At 66.7% G+C, this 19,393-nt stretch carries 17 protein-coding genes and 3 pseudogenes; 10 read left to right on the forward strand and 10 right to left on the reverse strand.

The genetic code is table 11. From position 1 onward, the window contains the following. Positions 1 to 99: 99 nt before the first annotated feature. Positions 100 to 330: a hypothetical protein gene (locus ACXI0U_RS28030; RefSeq protein ID WP_148304300.1), complete on the forward strand. Its 231-nt coding sequence runs from the start codon at positions 100 to 102 to the stop codon at positions 328 to 330. A gap of 6 nt (positions 331 to 336) precedes the next feature. Here the strand turns inward: ACXI0U_RS28030 and ACXI0U_RS28035 are convergent, their stop codons facing one another. Next, the gene (locus ACXI0U_RS28035; RefSeq protein ID WP_021221065.1) at positions 337 to 570 is read right to left on the reverse strand and encodes a hypothetical protein; all 234 of its coding nucleotides are present in this window, start codon (positions 568 to 570) and stop codon (positions 337 to 339) included. Positions 571 to 993: 423 nt separating this feature from the next. On the opposite strand from ACXI0U_RS28035, the gene ACXI0U_RS28040 reads away from it, so the two are divergent. After that, the gene (locus ACXI0U_RS28040; RefSeq protein WP_021221066.1) at positions 994 to 1,260 is read left to right on the forward strand and encodes a hypothetical protein; all 267 of its coding nucleotides are present in this window, start codon (positions 994 to 996) and stop codon (positions 1,258 to 1,260) included. 18 nt (positions 1,261 to 1,278) lie between these two features. Here the strand turns inward: ACXI0U_RS28040 and metC are convergent, their stop codons facing one another. Further along, a complete protein-coding gene (metC, locus tag ACXI0U_RS28045; RefSeq protein ID WP_043244344.1) occupies positions 1,279 to 2,460 on the reverse strand; it encodes a cystathionine beta-lyase in 1,182 nt (393 codons plus the stop codon). A 655-nt stretch (positions 2,461 to 3,115) separates the two neighbouring features. Between metC and ACXI0U_RS28050 the strand changes: the two genes are divergently transcribed. After that, on the forward strand, positions 3,116 to 3,307 hold the full coding sequence (locus ACXI0U_RS28050; protein WP_043244345.1) for a hypothetical protein: 192 nt from the start codon (positions 3,116 to 3,118) through the stop codon (positions 3,305 to 3,307). A gap of 22 nt (positions 3,308 to 3,329) precedes the next feature. Here the strand turns inward: ACXI0U_RS28050 and ACXI0U_RS28055 are convergent, their stop codons facing one another. Continuing rightward, on the reverse strand, positions 3,330 to 4,274 hold the full coding sequence (locus tag ACXI0U_RS28055; RefSeq protein ID WP_021221069.1) for a p-hydroxyphenylacetate 3-hydroxylase reductase component: 945 nt from the start codon (positions 4,272 to 4,274) through the stop codon (positions 3,330 to 3,332). 68 nt (positions 4,275 to 4,342) lie between these two features. Next, positions 4,343 to 5,515 (reverse strand): p-hydroxyphenylacetate 3-hydroxylase oxygenase component, encoded by a 1,173-nt coding sequence (locus ACXI0U_RS28060; protein WP_021221070.1) that lies wholly within the window; start codon positions 5,513 to 5,515, stop codon positions 4,343 to 4,345. A 277-nt stretch (positions 5,516 to 5,792) separates the two neighbouring features. Between ACXI0U_RS28060 and ACXI0U_RS28065 the strand changes: the two genes are divergently transcribed. Further along, on the forward strand, positions 5,793 to 7,001 hold the full coding sequence (locus tag ACXI0U_RS28065; RefSeq protein WP_043244348.1) for an MFS transporter: 1,209 nt from the start codon (positions 5,793 to 5,795) through the stop codon (positions 6,999 to 7,001). A 15-nt stretch (positions 7,002 to 7,016) separates the two neighbouring features. Here ACXI0U_RS28065 and ACXI0U_RS28070 read toward each other — a convergent pair whose 3' ends face one another. The 4 genes from ACXI0U_RS28070 to ACXI0U_RS28085 all read right to left on the reverse strand — a co-directional run bounded on the left by ACXI0U_RS28070 (position 7,017) and on the right by ACXI0U_RS28085 (position 11,154). Next, complete coding sequence (locus ACXI0U_RS28070; protein ID WP_431484532.1) at positions 7,017 to 8,186, reverse strand: Bcr/CflA family multidrug efflux MFS transporter; 1,170 nt, start codon at positions 8,184 to 8,186, stop codon at positions 7,017 to 7,019. 91 nt (positions 8,187 to 8,277) lie between these two features. After that, positions 8,278 to 9,600, reverse strand: a complete 1,323-nt coding sequence (locus ACXI0U_RS28075; protein WP_021221073.1) for a TRAP transporter large permease — start codon at positions 9,598 to 9,600, stop codon at positions 8,278 to 8,280. After that, the gene (locus tag ACXI0U_RS28080) at positions 9,597 to 10,130 is read right to left on the reverse strand and encodes a TRAP transporter small permease (protein ID WP_021221074.1); all 534 of its coding nucleotides are present in this window, start codon (positions 10,128 to 10,130) and stop codon (positions 9,597 to 9,599) included. Before ACXI0U_RS28080 ends, ACXI0U_RS28075 begins: the two co-directional genes overlap by 4 nt. A 4-nt stretch (positions 10,131 to 10,134) precedes the next feature. After that, entirely contained in the window at positions 10,135 to 11,154 is a 1,020-nt protein-coding gene (locus tag ACXI0U_RS28085) for a TRAP transporter substrate-binding protein (RefSeq protein ID WP_431484533.1), read from the reverse strand. Between the two features lie 339 nt (positions 11,155 to 11,493). Between ACXI0U_RS28085 and ACXI0U_RS28090 the strand changes: the two are divergent. Next, a pseudogene (locus ACXI0U_RS28090) lies at positions 11,494 to 12,741 on the forward strand (OprD family porin); the annotation flags it as partial. Between the two features lie 514 nt (positions 12,742 to 13,255). On the opposite strand, the pseudogene hpaA reads toward ACXI0U_RS28090, so the two are convergent. After that, positions 13,256 to 14,146: pseudogene (gene hpaA, locus ACXI0U_RS28095) on the reverse strand (4-hydroxyphenylacetate catabolism regulatory protein HpaA). Positions 14,147 to 14,171: 25 nt separating this feature from the next. Beyond that, a pseudogene (hpaR, locus tag ACXI0U_RS28100) lies at positions 14,172 to 14,593 on the reverse strand (homoprotocatechuate degradation operon regulator HpaR). 305 nt (positions 14,594 to 14,898) lie between these two features. Here hpaR and ACXI0U_RS28105 point away from each other — a divergent pair. From ACXI0U_RS28105 to ACXI0U_RS28125, 5 genes are all read left to right on the forward strand, one after another. Then, entirely contained in the window at positions 14,899 to 15,558 is a 660-nt protein-coding gene (locus ACXI0U_RS28105; RefSeq protein ID WP_111264629.1) for a fumarylacetoacetate hydrolase family protein, read from the forward strand. Between the two features lie 10 nt (positions 15,559 to 15,568). Beyond that, positions 15,569 to 16,342 carry a fumarylacetoacetate hydrolase family protein gene (locus tag ACXI0U_RS28110; protein ID WP_374980833.1) on the forward strand — a complete coding sequence of 258 codons (774 nt, stop codon included), beginning with the start codon at positions 15,569 to 15,571 and terminating at the stop codon, positions 16,340 to 16,342. Positions 16,343 to 16,344: 2 nt separating this feature from the next. Continuing rightward, complete coding sequence (gene hpaE / locus ACXI0U_RS28115; RefSeq protein WP_271657842.1) at positions 16,345 to 17,805, forward strand: 5-carboxymethyl-2-hydroxymuconate semialdehyde dehydrogenase; 1,461 nt, start codon at positions 16,345 to 16,347, stop codon at positions 17,803 to 17,805. A gap of 120 nt (positions 17,806 to 17,925) precedes the next feature. Beyond that, a complete protein-coding gene (gene hpaD / locus ACXI0U_RS28120; RefSeq protein ID WP_021221082.1) occupies positions 17,926 to 18,849 on the forward strand; it encodes a 3,4-dihydroxyphenylacetate 2,3-dioxygenase in 924 nt (307 codons plus the stop codon). A 100-nt stretch (positions 18,850 to 18,949) separates the two neighbouring features. Beyond that, on the forward strand, positions 18,950 to 19,342 hold the full coding sequence (locus ACXI0U_RS28125) for a 5-carboxymethyl-2-hydroxymuconate Delta-isomerase (protein ID WP_184489934.1): 393 nt from the start codon (positions 18,950 to 18,952) through the stop codon (positions 19,340 to 19,342). The last annotated feature ends 51 nt before the right edge of the window (positions 19,343 to 19,393 follow it).

Genomic DNA, 19,393 nt, shown 5'->3' on the forward strand with positions numbered 1-19,393 from the left:
TTGCGACGAAAGATCGGCTTCGCACTGGCGCAGGCCCCGGTTTCCGCTGCACTATCGCAACGGGAGAAAGAGCCAGGTTCGCCAACAAGGAAGGCTGCAATGCATTACTTCGACATCCAGTACAAGCTCAGGGGCGCACCAAGAAGCCTTCGTGTGCGCCACACGGAAAAGGAAATGGGCCTGGAGCTGGCCCTCGCGCACATCATTGCCGAGCACCGCGGGCAGCTGGAAGTGGACCGCAGCCTGGGCGGCTCCTCCTTCGAGAACAAGGTGCTCGCCTCCCAGGAGATCGGCGTCTCCGGCGTCACCACCCACCGGGTGGACGGCTAGCCCGGATCAGGCCGAGATCAACGGCCAACGGTCCTGGATGAATTCGCAGCCCAGCGGCGGCTGCCCGATCACCACATAGACCCTGCGCTCCCGCTCGGTCTCCAGCAGCACGCCTTGCAGGCACTGGCTCGCCACCAAGTCGAACCAGTGCGGCTGCTGCGCCCGGTCCTTCTCCATGTAGCGCTGCACGGCGATCTTCACCGCCTGTGGGCGATAGGGCTCCCAGGCCTCCAGGGTCATGCAGTTCTCCCGCGCCCAGCCACTGGCGGGCAAGGCCCCCGGCTGCCGTGGCCGGCGCCCCCAGGGAACCCACTCGATGGAGCCATCGGGCCGCACCACGGGCAGTTCCGCCCTGGGGCTGAGGAAGTACACCCGCCTCGCCCTGCCGCTCTCCGTAAAACGACCCGCCACCTCGACGCCTCCGCACATGACGACCCCCGAACCCTGGCTACCGATAGGAAAATCGACCGTTAAAAACGACTTCCGCTGCATGGCGTGACATGCCTTTCGTCGCCAAGTGCCGCCAATGCTCAAGGGCGCGGGTTGCAGCAGATTGCTAGCATTGCCAGCGCGGCGCGTTCTGCTAGGTTTGCCACTTCTGATATCAGGGGGTCATCGGTACGCCAGTGCACCGATGCAGTGCGATCGAGTCCGCAGACGCTTATGGAATGGTTGATCAGTTACCGGTTCAAGGGTGAACCCCGGCACATGAAGATGAACACCCGGGACATCCCCAACATCAAGGCCATAGGCTTCTCCATCTACACCCTCGAGTTCCCGGGCGAGAAACGGCCGTCCCGCTCCAGCGAAGCGATCCAGGATTGGCTCGCCGACTGCAACATCGAAGTCACCGACGTGCGCCTGCTACGGCGCACGGGCGGCGCCGAGGCACCCTACAGCCAGCTGCTGCCCGGGCGCGACTCTTCCTGACCGCCCATCCGCAGCGTCTCAGCCAGCTGCGGCCAGGCGGGCGAAACCACGGGCCAGGTCGCCCTTGAGGTCGTCCATGTCTTCCAGGCCGATCTGCAGGCGCAAGGCGAAGCCTTCGGCCTCCCAGCGGGTGGCGGTGCGGTAGGTGCTGCAATCGAAGGGGATCACCAGGCTTTCGTAGCCGCCCCAGGAGAAGCCCATGCTGAAGATCGACAGGTTGTCGAGCATCGCCGCCAGGCCATCGCGGGTGTAGCCCGGCGCCAGGACGATGGAGAACAGCCCGGACGAGCCCTTGAAGTCGCGCTTCCAGTGGGCATGGCCGGGGCAGCTCTCGAAGGCCGGGTGCAACACGCGGGACACCTCCGGGCGCTCGCTCAGCCAGCGGGCCATCTCCAGGCCACGCCGCTCTGCTTCCTTGAGCCGCAGGAACAGCGTGCGCATGCCGCGCAGCGCCTGCACGCAGTCTTCCGCGCCGGGCAGCATCGACATGGCGTCGTAGGTGGCGCGCAGGGCCGGCCAGCAAGCCTCGTTGGCGGTGACCAGCCCCAGCAGGATGTCCGAATGCCCGCCCAGGTACTTGGTGCCCGCCTCCACCGTCAGGTCGATGCCGTGGTCGTGGCCACGGAAGAAGATCGGCGTCGCCCAGGTGTTGTCGAGGATGGTCTTCACCCCGTGGCGGCGCGCCACCTCCACCAGGGCCGGGATGTCCTGCACCTCGAAGCTCTGCGAGCCGGGCGCTTCCAGGAACAGGGTGGTGGTGTTCGGGCCGATCAGGCGTTCGATATCGGCGCCGATCATCGGGTCGTAGTAGGTGGTGGTCACGCCGTAGCGAGCCAGCATCTGGTTGCAGAAATTGCGCGTGGGCCGGTAGACGCTGTCGGGGATCAGGATGTGATCGCCCGCCTTGGTGGTGCTGAACAGCGCCAGCGCCACGGCCCCCAGGCCCGAGGTGGACAGCACGGTGCCCTTGGCGCCGGTGAGCTGGGTCCAGGCGTCCTCCAGGTGGGCGATGGTCGGCGAACCGGCCGTGCCGTAGGAGAAGCGGCTGCGCCGGGCTTCGATGTCATCCAGCGTTTTGTAGATGATGGTCGAGCCCTTGTAGAGCGGCGCGTTGACGAAGCCGAACTGCTCCGCCGGGTCGCGGCCGAGCATGGTGAGCTGGGTGCTGATACTGAATGCCGGGATATCGTCTTTGTTCATTGCGAGGCGGACCAGGGATCGTCGAAGCAAGCGATGCTACCTGAAGCCTGCCCGTGGTTCACGAAGGCTTCCCATCAGCGACTGGCTTTAACGCCCAGGGCAATACCGCGTTAGGACGTGGCGTTGCTTTTGGCTCCCTGGCAGAGGGCACACCAGACCTCGAAGCGTGCAGCCACTGCTCACTCCGGACGGGTGTGCTGCGCGCACCTGGGGCTCGCCGGAAGCACCGTGCGGCGGGGCGCACGGCACACCCTACATGGCACCAGTTTTCGTAGGATGGGTCGGGCGGCGTTCCGCGAGCGAAGCGAAACCCATGCGGCGGAGGTGGCACAAACCCTTAGGCGACCGGAACCAGCCGTGCTTGAGCGCTTGCGTTAGACCACAACAGCTAACGCAGGCAGAGCCAACGAAACGTCACACGTTCGACATGAAACCGTCATCCAATCCCACGATCATGGCCTTGCATCCAACGGCAGATGGATGCATGCAGAATGCTTCTGATTGGCAGGCCCATATGGGTAATACCGACCTCTTGCAGGTCGGTTTTTTTTTGCGCCGGGGAATCCGTTGCAGGCCATTACCAAGCCGGCCCGCTGCAACTTCACGGCAACATTCATCCCCCAGACTGCGCGCAGTTTTCCCCGAGGTCCTACCCGTGACACGCGCCACCCGAGACTTCCGCAAGAACCTGGAACGCGTCGCCATCCACAACGAGGACGCCGCCATCGCCGTGATGCGCGCCGCCGACCGTATCGGCGACGAGTCCCTGCGCCAGCAGCTGTTCGCCGTCATCCAGCGCATGCACCAGGACGCCCTGGACCTGCGCGCCATGCGGGACGCCGTCTAGGCCTCCCGCACGGCATTCCGCCTCAGGCCTCTCCCAGTCGGGCGACCGCCCGCAGCATCTCCTTGAAGGTGGCCAGCTGCTCCTGGCTGAAGCGGGCGAAGACGCGCTCCTGCTGGCGTTCGGCGATCTCCCAGAGGGTTTCCGCCTGGTCCATGCCTGCGGGCGTCAGGCTGCAGCCCTGGGCATCGCCGCTGAGCATGCCCTTGCGGGTCAGGGTGTCCACCGCCGCTTCGATCTCCCGCGTCGGCATGTTCACCAGTTGCTGCAGGGCGGCCATGCCCAGGCTCGCATCCTTCTCCAGCACCATCAGCATGCGCGCCTCGCTGGTGCGCAGCCCGGTGGACAGCTGCCGGGGCTGGTAGTCCTCCTGGTAGCCGCGCACGGCCTGGGTCATCAGGTAATAGAGGTTGTCGTTGAGGCGCCCCTGGAAGGCGGTGCGGGTGGCGGCCTCGTCCTTCTTCAGCAGGCGCGGGTGCGGCAGCACCGTCGAATAGGCGCCCTGGTGATACAGCAGCGGCGCCCGGCCCAGATCATCGAAGGCGACGACCTTGCCAATCAGGATCCAGTGATCGCCACCGTCCAGCTCCTGGTACTTCTCACACTGGAAGCGCGCCGCGCATTCCTCAAGCAGCGGCGCACCACCGGCGCCCTCCTCCACGCGCAGGCCGGCGAAGCGGTCGTCGCTGGGGCGGGCGAACTGGTTGGAAATGTCGATCTGGTCGGCGGCCAGCACGTTCACCGCGAAGTGCCCGGCACGGGCGAAGACCTCGTGGCTGGTGGCGCGCTTGTCGATGCTCCAGAGCACCAGCGGCGGGTCCAGCGACACCGAGTTGAAGCTGTTGGCGGTCATGCCCACGCGGCGGCCATCGGCGGCGGCGGTCATGACGGTCACGCCGGTGGCGAAGTTACCCAGGGCACGGCGGAAGGCACGCGGGTCGAAGCCCGCTTCATTGTTCTGTTGAGTCATGGCGATTCCTCGCAACCGGGCCCGTGCCCGGTTGGCAGGTGAGCGAACGGAGTGTGGCGCGGAGCAGGTCAGACCATGCTCGGGTCGGGCTCCAGGCCCATCAGCTCGCGGCCGAGTATCTGCGCGCAGACGTCGTAGTCGGTGTACGCGTGGGCGCCGGTCATGTGCGAGTCGCGGAACAGCCGCTGCATCTCGTTGGCGTCGAACCAGGCGGTGCCGCCGGCAGCCTCGAACAAGCGGTCCACGGCCTGGATGCACATCTTCACCGCGTAGGCCTGGTTGGTGCGCCAGAAGGCCAGGGTCGGGCGATCCGGGTACTGGTGGCGCTCGGCGTGTTCGGCGTGCTCCTGCCAGGTCTTCTCCAGGAAGGCACGGGCGGCGGCCACCTGGTGGGTGGATTCGGCCAGGCGCATCAATGCCGGGGTGGCGGTGCCGACGCTGACGCCGGTGTAGGCGCGCACGCGGTTCCTGGTCTTCTCGGCATAGGCCACCAGCATGCGCTCGGCGACGCCCAGGCTGATGGCGGCGAAGCCGCTGGCGAAGTACGGGCGGTAGGGGGCGTAGAAGATCTTGCTGTCCGGGTACAGACCGAAGCCGGCGGAGCGGCCTTCCATCATGTCCTTGGCCGCCTCGATGCGGTGATCGGGGATGAACACGTCCTTGAGGATCAGCGTCTTGGTGCCACTGCTGCGCATGCCGGCGACGTACCAGTCGTCACGTATCTCGTAGTCCGCACGGGGCACCACGCCGAAGCAATAGACCGGCGGCTCGCCCTCGCCCGCCGGGCGGCGGAAGCCGACGATGGCCCATTCGGCGTGGTCGCAGCCGCTGCTCCAGCCCAGCTCGCCATTGAGGATGATGCCGCCCTCGACGTTCTCGGCCTTGCCGAAGGGCGCAATGCTGCTGCTCGCGGTGGCGTCGCGGTTCTCGCCCCATACCTCGTCCTGCAGGCGCTTGGAGAACATCGCCATCTGGTGGCTGTGGGTGCACAGCAAGCTGAAGGCCCAGGCGGTGCCGCCGCAGGCGCCTGCCAGGGCCACCACGCAGTCGGCGAACTCGGGCAGGGAGATTTCCAGGCCACCGTAGGCCTTGGGCTGGAAGGCGCGGTGCATGCCGATGCCCTTGAGCATGGCGATGTTCTCGGCGGGCACCATGCGCTCCTGCTCCGCACGGGCGGCGTTGGCGGCGATGGCAGGCAGGATGGCACGGAGGTCTTCGAGCAGAGGATTTGGCTTTTTCATGCGGGTACCCGGTCTATTTATTGTTAGTCGCCACCGGTTGGGCCAGCCCTCGCCGCGTGGGGCGAAGGGGCTGATTCCGGTAACCTGGGGTCCATTATGAAGATGTGAACGATGGCTAAAAATGCACGATCCGGATACTCGATTGCACTTTCCATGGCGAAAAAGCGTTCTCCGGAGAAATCCCCGGCGGGGAACGATTAATGTGTTAACGATCCGCCTTTTCCTTTAGCATTCACCCCCGAGAAACCCGCCCCCAGCCCAGCCCGAACGCCCGCCGATGCCCCAGCTGCCCAACGCCCTGCGCGCCTTGCGCCATCGCAACTTCCGCCTGTATTTCACCGGTCATTGCATTTCCACCCTGGGCACCTGGATCCAGCAGGTGGCGCTGGCCTGGCTGGTCTACCGGCTCACCGGCTCCGCCGCGCTGCTCGGCATCACCACCTGCGTCGCCCTGCTGCCGCAATTGCTGGTCGGCCCCTTCGCCGGCGCCTGGATCGACCGCCACGACAAGCGCCGCCTGCTGATCGCCGTCGAGGGCCTGCTCGGCCTGCAGGCCCTGGCGCTGGCCGGGCTCACCGCCAGCGGCCTGATCACCCCGGCGCTGCTGGTGGCCATGGCCGCCCTGCTCGGCGTGCTCAACGCGGTGGACACGCCGCTGCGCCAATCGCTGCTGAGCCGGTTCGTCGACGACAAGGCCGACCTGCCCAATGCCCTGGCCCTCAACGCCATGCTCTTCACCCTGTCGCGCTTCATCGGCCCGCCCCTGGCCGGCCTGCTGCTGGGGCTGGTTGGCGAGGCGGTGTGCTTCGCCCTGAACGCCGCCTCCTACCTGGCGCTGATGGCCGGGCTGCTGTGGGTGCGCATGGCGCCGACGCCACGGGCCACCGGCACCTTCCGCAATGTGTTCGGCGAGGGTCTGGACTACGCGCGCCGCGACCCGAAGATCCGCCTGATGATCCTCAGCGTGCTGGCCCTCAACCTCACCGCCTCCAGCTACGTGGTACTGCTGCCGGTGTTCGCCAAGGACATCTTCGGCGGCGACGCCACCACCCTCGGCTGGCTCTGGGGCGCGGCCGGGCTGGGTTCGCTGCTGTCGACCATCGTCCTGGCCAACCACGGCGGCGGCAGCGCCCTGTCGCGGCTGATCCTGCTCTCCTCCTGCGCCTGCGGCCTGGCCATGCTGGCCTTCGCCTGGAGCACCCAGCTGCCGTTGTCGCTGGCGGCCATGGCGGTGCTCGGTTTCGGCATCTCCTGCAGCAACGTCGGCACCAACATCATCCTGCAGAGCAGCGCACCGGAGGCCCTGCGCGGCCGCGTCGTGGCGCTCTACACCTCGACCCGCTTCGGCTTCGACGCCCTCGGCGGCCTCTGCGCCGGCCTGCTCGCCTCGCACCTCGGCGCCCCGCCGGTGCTGGCACTGGGGGGCGCGCTGTTGCTCGGCTACTGCCTGTGGCTGGCGAACCATCAGCGCCAGGTCGCGGCCTAAGCGACACCGCCCCCCTCAGCGCCGGGCGAACAGCGCCGCCAGCAGGCAACAGGCGCCACAGCCGGCCATCACCAGCGCCATGGGCAGCGCCGTGCCGTCATGGAGGCCGCCCACCAGCGCGCTGGCCGCGGTGCCCAGGCCGAACTGGGTAGCCACCGCCAACCCTGCCGCCGCACCGGCACGCTCGGGGAACTCGGCGAGCAGCGAGGCCAGGCAGTTGGCCCCGAGCATGCCGGTGACGCTGACGTAGAGCGCCACGCACACCACGATCGCCACCAAGCCACCCAGCCCCAGGCCCACCAGCAGCGCCAGGGCCAGCCCCGCCGTGGCCGCCACCAGCGCACCGAGAAACAGCAGCCGGCGCGGCCCCAGGCGCCCGACCAGCCGCGCATTGAGCGTGGTCGCCAGGATGATCCCGGCGATATTCAGGCCAAACAGCCAGCCATAGCCCTGGGGCGAAACCCCGAAGTGGCCGATGTAGACGAAGGGTGAGGCGGTGATGAAGGCGAACATCCCGGCGAAGCCGCTGCCCATGCAGAAGATGTAGCCCAGCGCACGGGGCCGCAGCGCCAGGTGCCCGTAGGCGAGGAAGGCCGCCCCCAGCGAGCGGCTGCGCGCCTGGGGTGGATGGCTCTCGGGCACCTTCAGCGCCACCAGGGCCAGGCACAGGCCGGAGAAGGCCATCAGCAGCAGGAACAGCGAGCGCCAGCCGGCGAGCAGCATCAGGTAGCCGCCCAGCAACGGCGCCACCAGGGTGGCGAGCATGGTCACCAGGTGCATCAGCGACAGTACCCGGGCGGCGTCCCCCAGGGGAAACAGGTCGCGCACGATGGTCCGCGCCAGCACCGAAGCCGCCGCACCGCCCAGAGCCTGCAACAGGCGCCAGGCCAGCAGCTGCTCGACCTCGGCGGCCAGCGCACAACCCAGGCTGGCGATCAGGTACAGGGCGATGCCGCCCAGCAGCAGGGGCCGCCGACCGAAGCGATCCGACAACGGCCCGTAGAGCAACATGCCGAGGCACAGCCCGGCGAGGAACAGGCCGATGCTCATTTGCACCTGCGCCTCCGAAGCCGCCAGGTCGCTGGCGATCAGCGGCAGGCTCGGCAGGTACATGTCGATGGACAGCGGCCCGAAGGCCACCAGGGCGGCGAGCAGCAGGATCAGGCGCTTGGGGTGGGCAGTCATGGGTGGGTTCCTGGGCGTTCGATGGACGAGAGTGCGGGTGTGGCGGACGAAAAAAGGCCGCCCGCAGGCGGCCAGGTGCAGCGAGGGACAATCAGAGGCTCAGCAGCCACAGGCTCAGGCCCGGGAAGGCCACCAGCAGCACGATGCGGGCGAGGTCCGAGCAGAGGAACGGCACGATGCCCTTGGCGGTTTCGCCGTAGGGCACGTTGCCGGCGGCCCGCTGGACGATGAACAGGTTCATCCCCAGGGGCGGGTGGATCAGGCCGATCTCCACCACCATCAAGGCGAGAATGCCGAACCAGATGGACTTGTCGGAGTCGCTCAGGCCGAAGAAATCCAGGCCCATGATCATCGGGTAGAAGATCGGGATGGTCAGCAGGATCATCGCCAGGGAATCCATCACGCAGCCCAGCGCCAGGTAGAGGCCGAGGATGATCACCAGCACCAGCATCGGTGCCAGGCCGCTGCCGATCACCCAGGCGGCCAGCTCGCCGGGCATCTGGGTCAGCGCCAGGCCGGAGTTGAGCAGATCGGCACCCAGCAGCACGAGGAAGATCATCGCCGAGGTTTCCGCCGTGCCCAGCAGGCTGGCGCGCATGCCCTTCCAGCGCATGCCGCCCTGGGTGAAGGCGAGGACGCCGCAGGCCGCCGCGCCGATGGAGGCCGCCTCGGTGGGGTTGGCCCAGCCACCGTAGATGCCGACGATCACCACCAGGAAGACGCCGACCACCGGCAGTACGTTGACCAGCGCCTTGCCCCGCTCGGCCAACGAGGCCTTGGGCGAGACGGTGGCCTGGGATTCGTCCCGCGACACCATGATCCGCAGCACCAGCAGGTAGCCGATGATGGCGATCACCCCCGGCACCACGGCAGCGACGAACAGCTTGGCGATGGATTCCTGGGTCAGAACGGCATAGATGATCAGCGGCACCGACGGCGGGATCAGGATGCCCAGGGTGCCCCCCGCAGCCACCGTGGCCGTGGCCAGGCGCCCGGAATAGTTGTGCCGGCGCAGCTCCGGCAGCGCCACGTGGCTCATGGTGGCCGCGGTGGCCAGGGACGAGCCGCAGATGGCGCCGAAGCCCGCGCAGGCACCGATGGCGGACATGCCCATGCCACCCTTCCAGTGGCCGATGAAGGCCGAGGCGCAACGGAAGATCGAGCGCGACAGCCCGCCATGGGTGGCGAACTGGCCCATCATCACAAACAGCGGGATCACCGCCAGGTCGTAGTTGGACAGGCGCGAATAGGCCAGGTCGTTGAGGGTGAACAGCAGGCTCGACAGGTCGCCGTCGTTGACCGCCCAGAAACACGCCGCGCCACCGACCAGCATGGTCAGGCCGATGTGCACCCGCAGCAGCAACATGCTCATGGTGATCGCCAGCGCGATCAGCCCCAGGGCCAGGCCGCTCATGCGTCACCTCCCGCACCGCGCAGCACCTGGGCGACCCGGGCCAGGGCACAGATGCCCAGCAGCACCAGGCTCGGCACGATCAGCGCCAGCGGAATCCACAACGGGATCGACAGCAGCGTGGTGGCATCGCCGAACTCGCGGTTGTCGAGCATCTGCAGGCCGGTGCGCCAGGCCAGCAACCAGGCCACCGCGCAGCACAGCAGGTGGGCGAAGGCGTCCAGGCACAGGCGCACGCCGGCGGGCAGCCAGTTGGTCAGCGCATCCACGCGGATATGGGTGCCGCGCAGTTCGCACAGCGGCAGGAAGGCAGCGATGGCCACCGAGGCGCCCACTTCCATCAGCTCCATGTCGCCACGGATGGGCGTGGAGAACAGCTTGCGGCCGACGATGGACACCACCGACATGCCGACCAGCGCCAGCAGGATGGCACCGCCGGCCAGGGCGAAGCCGTGGGTGACGCGCAACAGGGCCTGGCGTACCAGGCCCCCCTGCTCGCCGGCTTCGATATCGAAATGCAGCGACTCCTTCATGGCCTCAGTGCCCCGAACCGGCCAGGGAGCGCACGGCCTCGACCAGCGCCTTGCCGTCCAGGCCCTTGCCGTCCGCCTCGCTGATCCAGTGCTGCACCGCGCTCTCGGACGCCTGGCGCATCTCGCCGTAGGCGGCCTGGTCCAGCACCACCAGGCCCTCGGCCGGGGTCGCGTCGTGGGCCTTGTCGGTGGCCACGTCCCAGGCGCTGGCGAAGCGTTCGGACAGCGCCTTGCCGCTGTTGCGCTCGATGATCGCCTGCAGGTCGGCCGGCAGGCTGTCGAACTTGCGCTGGTTCATCAGCAGGGTCAGCACCGTGTAGCCGAAAGCGGGCTGCCCGGCCGGCACGTCGCTGTGGTACTGGGTCACCTCGTCCAGCTTGGTCGCCGGCACCACCTCCCAGGCGGCCAGGGCACCGTCGACCACCCCCTTGGAGATCGCCTCGGTCATCTGCGCCGGCGGCATGCTCACCGGGGTCGCGCCCAGGCTTTCCACGGTTTTCGCCGCGGTGCGGCTGGAGGCACGCAGCTTGAGGCCGGCGAGATCGGCCAGGCTGCGCACCGGCTTGCCACGGGTGTGCAGGCTCATGCCGCCGTCACCGTGCACCACCAGCACCTTGTAGCCCTTGAAGTCGTCGCGGGCGTAGCGCTCGTAGAAGTCCCAGATGATCGCGTTGCCGGCCTTGCCGCCCATGGGCAGCACGAAGGGCAGCTCCAGCGCCTCGACACGGGGGAACTTGCCGGCGGAATAGGCCGGGGCCGTCCAGACGATATCGGCCACGCCGTTGCGCGCCATGTCCGCCAGCTTGGCCGGCGTGCCGCCCAGCTGCATCGAGGGGTAGAGCTGGCACTTCAGGCGGTCGGCCGACTCCTGGCGCAGCTGTTCGCACCAGGGCTCGATGATGTTCGCCTGGGCATTGGAGGTGGACGGCAGGAAGTGGGCGACCTTCAGGGTGATGGTTTCGGCCTGGGCCGAGGCGGCGCCGAACAGCACCGCGCAGAGGGCGGGAATTGCGAGGGATTTCATGGCGATAGCTCCGTCTTGTTGTTGTAGCCATGCGTGTGGGCGCTGGCGGCATTGGGAAGCGAATTACGTTAATACATTAATTTTTATCGCTTGCCTGTCAACAGAAAGAAGCCGAAACCAGGGGCATACCAAAGGCTAAGGTTTTACTTTAAGAATTTTAAATCGTTATTTTTCATGTATTTATATAGATATATTCATGTCATATCTCATTAAAGGCCTGCCCAATCGCCACCCGATCATATTGTTAATATTTTAATTAATGACTAGATTGCGCGTGCCATCGCAGCGGCCAGACCGTGGCGATAGGCTTCCGACACACCTTTCCTAGAGACAAGAACAATGACCAGGAAAATACGCTCCGCCCCCGTACTCACCTGCCTGCTGGCGAGCCTCGCCGGCACCGCCCACGCGGACCTCGTCAAGGACAGCAAGGCCAGCATCGAAGCGCGCAACATGTACATGAACCGCGACTTCCGCCAGAGCGGCGCCGCCCAGGCCAAGGCCGAGGAATGGGCCCAGGGCTTCACCGCGCGCTTCGAGTCCGGCTTCACCGAAGGCACCATTGGTGTCGGCCTGGACGCCATCGGCCAGGTGGCGATCAAGCTCGACTCGAGCCGCGACCGTCGCGGCACCGGCCTGCTGGCCTATGGCGCCCAGAGCCTGGAGCCGGAGGACAACTACAGCGAGCTGGGGCTGACCGCCAAGCTGCGCGCCTCGAAGAGCGTGCTGCGCATCGGCACCCTGCAGCCGCAGCTGCCGGTGGCGGCGTACAACGACGTGCGCCTGCTCTCCTCCACCTACGCCGGCGGCCTGCTCACCTCCCAGGAATGGGACGGCCTGACCCTCAACCTGGGGCGGCTGGAGAAGATCAACCTGCGGGATTCGTCGAGCAACGACGAGATGAACTACGGCGGCGTGGAAAGCGCGCACCTGGACCTGCTCGGCGGCAGCTACGCCCTCAACCTGGCGCTGACCCTGAGCTACTACCACGCACAGATGCAGGACATCTATCGCCAGCACTACCTCGGCCTGGTGCACAACGCCACCCTCGGCGAGGGCGTCACCCTGAAGACCGACCTGCGCTACTTCGACACCGGCGAGGACGGCGAGCACCGCTACCGCAGCACCGCGCGGGTGGACGGCGGGCGCATCGACAACCGCTTCTTCAACGGCATGGTCACCCTCGGCATGGGCGCCCACAAATTCGGCCTCGGTTACCAGAACCTCTCCGGCGACGGTGACTTCGCCTACCCGGGCCTGGACCCCTACTCGGTGAACCTGGTGACCTTCAACGTCTTCACCAAGGCCGAGACCGATGCCTGGCAGGCACGCTACGACTTCGACTTCGTCGCCCTCGGCGTGCCCGGCCTGACCTTCATGACCCGCTACGTCAGCGGCAAGCACGTGCAGACCGCCACCGTGCAGGACGGCCGCGAATGGGAGCGCGACACCGACCTGGTCTACACCTTCCAGGACGGCTCGCTCAAAGGCCTCAACATCCGCCTGCGCAACGCCACCTTCCGCTCCGGCGACGGCCTGCGCACCGATGTCGACGAAAACCGCCTGATCATCGGCTACACCCTTGCCGCTGTTCTGATTGCCCCGCAGGGGATTGCGGCACAGCGCACGCGGGTGGACCCGCTTCACCGGTCCACCTTTCGTGCTCGGGGCCCGGAGCCGTGCCGTAGGTTGGCGCCGAGCGCAGCGAGGCCCAACGCAGCGATGTTCGGCCTGGCAACGTTGGGCTTCGTACCTCAGCCCAACCTACAAGAGCTCCGGATTTTCATGCGATTCCGCTGGTGATTGCTCCTGGGGAGTGGGGGCGATTCATCCGCGAAGCTCTGTGCCATGACTCCCCGGGCTGAAGCCCGGGCTACGGTGCTGTGCGTAGGGCCGGCTCACTCGCGAAGCGATACATCACAAGCGCTTCGCGAGCAGAGCTCGCTCCTGACAAGCCCATGCCCGGCGCACGCCCCGTGGGAGCGGATTCATCCGCGAAGCGCTGTGCCATGACTCCCCGGGCTGAAGCCCGGGCTACGGTGCCCATGCTCCATGCCTCTTGTAGCCTGGGCTTCGGCCCAGGAACGAAGCCCGCACAAACCTACCCGCCGTTACGCGCCCGGTACTCACCGGGCGTGATGCCGGCATGGCGGGAGAAGAAGCGGCTGAAGTAGGCCGGGTCCTTGAAGCCGAGCTGGTAGCAGATCTCGTTCACCGAACTGCCGGTGAACAGCAGCAGGCGGCGCGCCTCCTGCATCAACCGCTCGTGCACCAGGCGCTTGGACGGCAGGCCGGCGATGCGCCGGCAGATGTCGTTGAGCCGCGCCTCGGTGACGCCAATCTGCCCGGCGTACTCGGCCAGCGCCCAGTGCTGCGGGTAGTGCTCCTCGATCAACGCATTGAAGCGGTGGAAGAATTGCAGGTCATCACGCCGTGCCGGCTGTGCCTTGAGCGAGCGGGTGGACAGGCAGCAGGCTGATGAAGATCAGCCGCGTCAGCGCCTCCAGGCTTTCGCCCCGGCCGGAACGCTCGGTGCGGAACTCCTCGCCCAGGTAATCGAACAGCTGGTCGAGGCGCTGACCTCGGCAGCGAAGCTGCCATCCAGCTCGTCGAAGGCCACGCACACTGCACCGATCTGCGGCCCGGCAGCCAGCCCGAGCCCGGCCTCCAGCAGCGGCCACACCAGTTGCTGGCGCACGGTCAGCACATGGCCATCGGCATCCGCCTCGGTGACGAAGGCATGGGGAATGGTCGGCGGAGTGAGGAAGAACAGCGGCCCCTGGCGGTGGTACTGCTGCTCGTCCAGGTAGACGCGCACCGAGCCGCTCTTTACGTAATGCACCTGGAAGAAGCGGTCGTGGCGGTGCACCGGCATGTTGCGGCCGAAGAAGTCGGCCAGCCGGCCCAGTTGCTCGTAGTGCACGTCGGCATCGGCGTAGCGCTGGTCGTAGACCTGGCCGATATCGATGTTGGGGATCGGGGAAGACGCCATGGCCCGCAGCCTCACCCGATCTCTATCAGGGTTTTATTTGTTTGAGTTCGTTCAGCAGGCCCAGCAACTGCTGCAGCTTCTCCTCGCCGAACTGCGCCTGGATCCGCTGGTAGTTGCTCTCCATGCCGTCGCTCATGGACACGAAGCACTGCTGCCCCACTTCGGTCAGGCCGACATAGACGCGGCGCTGGTCCTGCGGGGACTTCCAGCGGCGGACGATGCCATCGCGCTCCATGCGCACCAGCACCCCGGTCATGCTCGGCTTGAGGATGCAGGCCTGGTGGGCCAGCTGGTGGCTCTCCATCTCGCCGTTCTGCCGCAGGATGCGGATCACCCGCCACTGCTGTTCGGTCAACCCATGCTGGTTGAGCAGCGGGCGGAAGAATCCCATGGCCGCCTCGCGTCCTGTAAGAGGGTCAGGGTCAGGGAAGGTCTGGGCGCTGCCATGTGTGCTCCGGATGAACGCGATGGCGGATTTAAGCAACAACCGATGGCACGACGCAAACCCTGCCAGCCGCCCCGCGCGCTTTGTCACACCCGGTCAAGCCCGTGGCAGGAATGGACAATCCGCCGGCCGCGCCGGGGTTTCTAATGGCTCAACGATCGAATTGTCCTTTGGTAGGGCTTGATCATCGTTAATATATTAATTATAAAGTTAGCATGTTAACAAAATGACTTCGGGTGCCGCTTCCCACCGTCAGCGCGCACCTTCTTTTATCCGGGGATGACCCCACTGCTTCAGGAGTGAACCCATGCGTCGCGCAACCAGCGAAGTCGCTACCGGCACCCTGTTCGGCGTCGCGCTGAACTACCAGGGCCTGCTCGAAAGCCGACTGGCCGAGTTCGACCAACCCCCTTACCAGAAGCCACCGGTCAAGCCGGTGCTGTTCATCAAGACCTCCAACACCCGCAATGGCGACGGCCAGCCGGTGCCCTACCCGCGTGACGTCGAACGCCTGCAGCCAGGCCCTGCCCTCGGCGTGGTGATCGGCCGCAACGCCAGCCGCGTCAGCGCCGAGAACGCCATGGCGCATGTCGCCGGCTACCTGGTGGTGAACGAGTTCAGCCTGCCGGAAGACAGCTACTACCGCCCGGCGGTCAAGGCCAAGTGCCGCGACGGCTTCTGCCCCCTGGCCAGCGAAGTGGTGCCGGCCAGCGAGATCGCCGATCCGCACGCCCTGCCCCTGCGCCTCTTTGTCAACGGCGAACTGCGCCAGGAAAACACCACCGCCAACCTGGTGCGCAGCATTCCCCAGCTGATCGCCGAGATCAGCGAGTTCATGACCCTGCACGAAGGCGACGTGCTGATCACCGGCACCCCCGAGGGCCGCGTCGACGTGCGCCCCGGCGATGAAGTGGTGGTGGAGATCGAAGGCCTCGGCCGGCTCACCAGCACCCTGGTCGCGGAATAAGGAGACGCAGATGAAACACGCACGCATCCGCCATCAGGGCGACATCCACGCGGTCACGGTCGAGGCCGGCAACGCCGTGCGCCTGGCCGACGGCCGCCTGCTCGCGGAAGACGCCGTCGAGTGGCTGCCCCCGGCCACCGGCGCCATGTTCGCCCTGGGCCTGAACTACGCCGACCACGCCGCCGAACTGGCCTTCAAGGCGCCCACCGAGCCGCTGGCCTTCATCAAGTCGCCGGGCACCTACACCGGCCACAACCAGGTCACCTGGCGCCCCGACAACGTCGCCTACATGCACTACGAGTGCGAGCTGGTGGCGGTGATCGGCAAGCCCGCGCGCAACGTCAAGCGCGAGGACGCCCTGCAGTACCTGGCCGGCTACACCGTCTGCAACGACTACGCCATCCGCGACTACCTGGAGAACTACTACCGGCCCAACCTGCGGGTGAAGAACCGCGATTGCACCACCCCGGTGGGCCCCTGGATCGTCGACGCCGCCGAGGTGCCCGATCCCTCGAAGCTCAGGCTGCGCACCTGGATCAACGGCGAGCTGAAGCAGGAAGGCACCACCGCCGACATGATCTTCGACATCCCCTACCTGATCGAATACTTCTCCAGCTTCATGACCCTGCAGCCGGGCGACATGATCGCCACCGGCACGCCGGAGGGCCTGGCCGACGTGGTGCCGGGCGATGAAGTGGTGGTGGAAGTGGAAGGCGTCGGCCGCCTGGTCAACCGCATCGTCAGCGAAGCCGAGTTCTTCGCGTCCCGTAACAACGAGGTTTGAACATGATCAAGCACTGGATCGATGGCCGCGAGGTCGAAAGCAAAGACGTCTTCACCAACTACAACCCCGCCACAGGCGAAGCCATCGGTGAGGTCGCCAGCGGTGGCGCCGAAGAGATCGCCGCCGCCGTCGCCGCCGCCAAGGACGCCTTCCCCAAGTGGGCCAACACCCCGGCCAAGGAGCGCGCCAAGCTGATGCGCAAGCTGGGTGAGCTGATCGACCAGAACGTGCCACAACTGGCCGAGCTGGAAACCCTGGACACCGGCCTGCCGATCCACCAGACGAAGAACGTGCTGATCCCCCGCGCCTCGCACAACTTCGACTTCTTCGCCGAGGTCTGCACCCGCATGGACGGCCACAGCTACCCGGTGGACGACCAGATGCTCAACTACACCCTCTACCAGCCGGTAGGCGTGTGCGGCCTGGTATCGCCGTGGAACGTGCCGTTCATGACCGCCACCTGGAAGACCGCGCCCTGCCTGGCCCTGGGCAACACCGCGGTGCTGAAGATGAGCGAGCTGTCGCCGCTGACCGCCAACGAGCTGGGCCGCCTGGCCCTGGAAGCCGGGATTCCCAAGGGCGTGCTCAACGTGGTGCAGGGCTACGGCGCCACCGCCGGCGACGCCCTGGTCCGTCACCCGGACGTGCGCGCCATCTCCTTCACCGGCGGCACCGCCACCGGCCGCAAGATCATGCAGACCGCCGGCCTGAAGAAGTACTCCATGGAACTGGGCGGCAAGAGCCCGGTGCTGATCTTCGATGACGCCGACCTCGACCGCGCCCTCGACGCCGCGCTGTTCACCATCTTCTCGCTCAACGGCGAGCGCTGCACCGCCGGCAGCCGCATCTTCATCCAGGAAACCGTCTACGACCGCTTCGTCGCCGAGTTCGCCGCCCGCGCCAAGCGCCTGATCGTCGGCGACCCGCAGGACCCGAAGACCCAGGTCGGCTCGATGATTACCCAGGCCCACTACGACAAGGTCACCGGCTACATCCGCATCGGCATGGAAGAAGGCGCCACCCTGCTGGCCGGCGGCCTCGATCGCCCGGCGGGCCTGCCCGCGCACCTGGCCAAGGGGCAGTTCATCCAGCCCACGGTGTTCGCCGACGTCGACAACCGCATGCGCATCGCCCAGGAAGAGATCTTCGGCCCGGTGGTCTGCCTGATCCGCTTCAAGGACGAGGCCGAAGCGCTGCAACTGGCCAACGACACCGAATACGGCCTGGCCTCCTACATCTGGACCCAGGACATCGGCAAGGCCCACCGCCTGGCCCGTGGCATCGAGGCCGGCATGGTCTTCATCAACAGCCAGAACGTGCGTGACCTGCGCCAGCCCTTCGGCGGCGTCAAGGGCTCGGGCACCGGCCGCGAAGGCGGCGAATACAGCTTCGAAGTGTTCGCCGAGATCAAGAACGTCTGCATTTCCATGGGGAGCCACCATATCCCTCGCTGGGGATTGTGAGGCGCCGCGCCCCTTCTCGCCTTCGAGGAAGGGGCGCAGGATAACGATTACCGAGCGTGCACCGACAATCACAATGAACCCTGAAGGCCCGGCGGCGGGCCTTCCACTCGGAGAACGACCATGGGCAAACTCGCTCTGGCTGCCAAGATCACCCACGTTCCATCCATGTACATCAGCGAGCTCGAAGGCCCGCGCAAGGGCTTCCGCAAGGCGGCCATCGACGGCCATATCGAGATCGGCCGGCGCTGCCGCGAGCTGGGCGTGGACACCCTGGTGGTGTTCGACACCCACTGGCTGGTGAACGCCAACTACCACGTCAACTGCGGCAAGCACTTCCAGGGGCTGTACACCAGCAACGAGCTGCCGCACTTCATCGCCAACATGGAGTACGGCTTCCCCGGCAACCCCGAGCTGGGCCACCTGCTGGCCGCGGAATGCAACCGCTACGGCGTGGAGACCATGGCCCACGACGCCACCACCCTGGCACCCGAGTACGGCACCCTGGTGCCCATGCGCTACATGAACACCGACCAGCACTTCAAGGTGATCTCGGTCTCCGCCCTGTGCACCTCCCACTACCTCAACGACAGCGCCCGCCTCGGCTGGGCCATGCGCAAGGCGGTGGAAGAGCACTACGACGGCACCGTGGCCTTCCTCGCCAGCGGCTCGCTGTCCCATCGTTTCGCCCAGAACGGCCAGGCCCCGGAGTTCGCCACCAAGATCTGGAGCCCCTTCCTCGAAACCCTCGACCAGCGCGTGATCCAGATGTGGGAAGGCGCCGAGTGGGAGGAGTTCTGCGGCATGCTCCCCGAGTACGCGGCCAAGGGCCACGGCGAAGGCTTCATGCACGACACCGCGATGCTGCTCGGCGCCCTCGGCTGGTCGAAGTACGACGGCCACGCTGAAGTCATCACCCCCTACTTCGCTGCCTCCGGCACCGGCCAGCTCAACGCCGTGTTCCCGGTCACCCCGCAGGACGGCTCGACCATCCCGCAACCGCAAGCCTCCAACCCGGCCGGCGTCGCTTCCGCCAGCCGCCTGTAGCACCCGTGGCGGCGGGCCCCACGCCCGCCGCCACGCCCCCTGAACGCCACGCCAGCCGGTGGCGGATGCGCAGCCGCCATCCGCACCAGAGGAGGACCGCATGCCCCATTTCATCGCCGAATACACCGACAACATCGAACGCGAGGCCGACCTGCCCGGCCTGTTCGAAAAGGTCCACGCCTGCCTGGGCGACTCCGGCGTCTTCCCCCTCGGCGGCATCCGCAGCCGCGCGGTGCGCCTGGACACCTGGCGCATGGCCGACGGCAAGCACGACTACGCCTTCGTCCACATGAGCCTCAAGGTCGGCGCCGGGCGTGACCTGGAAACCCGCCGCCAGGTCGCCGATGCGCTGTTCGAGGTGATCAAGGCGCACTTCGCCGAACTCCAGGCCTCGCGCCTGCTGGCCCTGTCCTTCGAACTCACCGAGCTGCACCCGGAGCTCAACTACAAGCACAACAACGTCCACGCGTTCCTCAAGGGGCAGGCGGGCTGAGCACCGCCCCACCCCCGACCCGTCATTGGCAACTCCAAGAAGTACAAGACC

It is taken from the genome of Pseudomonas sp. C9D1, from assembly GCF_056491235.1.